Origin of the sequence: Mesorhizobium sp. M7D.F.Ca.US.004.03.1.1 (genome assembly GCF_003998635.1) — a bacterium.
GTDB lineage: Bacteria > Pseudomonadota > Alphaproteobacteria > Rhizobiales > Rhizobiaceae > Mesorhizobium > Mesorhizobium loti.
In genome coordinates this window covers 1-907 of the sequence record NZ_RZQG01001469.1, presented here as the reverse complement: position 1 = coordinate 907, position 907 = coordinate 1, and the positions used below count along the sequence as shown (strand labels likewise).

The window sequence follows — 907 nt, the reverse complement described above, 5'->3', positions numbered from 1 at the left end:
GTGGAGCACACTCTCGAAGTGCAAGCTGGTGCGGTCGAACCCCTCAAGAAGCACGGTCTTGAATTCTTTGATGTAGACGATTTGACGGCATTCAAATCCAAGATGGCTCCCGTCTACGACGCGATGAAGGAACGTGTGCCTGGCGGTGCCGAACTGATCGCCCTTGCCCGAACCATCAAATAGCTTTCGACGTTATCCAACGGGAGGGATCGTCGTTCCCTCCCGTCCGACAATCGAATGCAATAAGGTTTATCCGATGAGGACCTGGCCGTACACGCTGCAACGCAGCCTGAGCAACATTGGCAATTTGGTAGAACGCCTAATATTGGTTGTTGCCTCCTTGTTGCTTACATTTATGGCCTTTGCCCTATTTAGTCAGGTCCTGTTTCGCTACGTTCTTAAGCTACCCTTGCCCTGGACTGAGGAAGCAGCGCGTCATGCGTTGGTTTGGTTTGCCATGTTGGCAAGTGCCGTGGCGGCTAAACGGGGGCAACATTTTTCGTTTCGCTGGGCAACAATGATGCTCACCCCGGAAACCCGGCTGCGGTTGCGACGCTTTGTGGACGTTCTGACAATATTGCTCCTCGGCCTGATACTAAATTTCAGCTATAAATACCTGGACGTAATGGCCAATCAAAAAGCCATTTCAACTGGTATGGATATGCGTATCCCGTATCTAGCCGTGACGGTCGGCATCTTTTTCATTATCTTTTTCTCTATTCTCGATATCGCAGACACCATCCTATCCCGCACGACCAACACCACGCTTAGCATTCGAGAACAGACCGAGGTTGAGGTGGCTTCCCTCCTCGCAGGTCTACCAAAGTCCGACATTTAGTCGGCAGACCAACATTACGGCTCAGATGTATTTGAGATAACAGGTGACGATATGGCTGGAGCTGCAGTT

1 protein-coding gene and 1 pseudogene are annotated in these 907 nt (G+C 50.9%); both read left to right on the top strand.

All coding sequences use genetic code 11. The annotated features are described in order from the left end of the window. Window positions 1-183, top strand: a pseudogene (locus EN935_RS41210) (hypothetical protein); the annotation flags it as partial. A 73-nt stretch (window positions 184-256) separates the two neighbouring features. After that, entirely contained in the window at window positions 257-838 is a 582-nt protein-coding gene (locus EN935_RS38020; RefSeq protein ID WP_127265102.1) for a TRAP transporter small permease, read from the top strand. The last annotated feature ends 69 nt before the right edge of the window (window positions 839-907 follow it).

Excerpts from the sequence above, each read along its gene's own strand:
- EN935_RS38020 (WP_127265102.1), top strand. The coding sequence starts at position 257 with ATGAGGACCTGGCCGTACACGCTGCAACGCAGCCTGAGCAACATTGGC.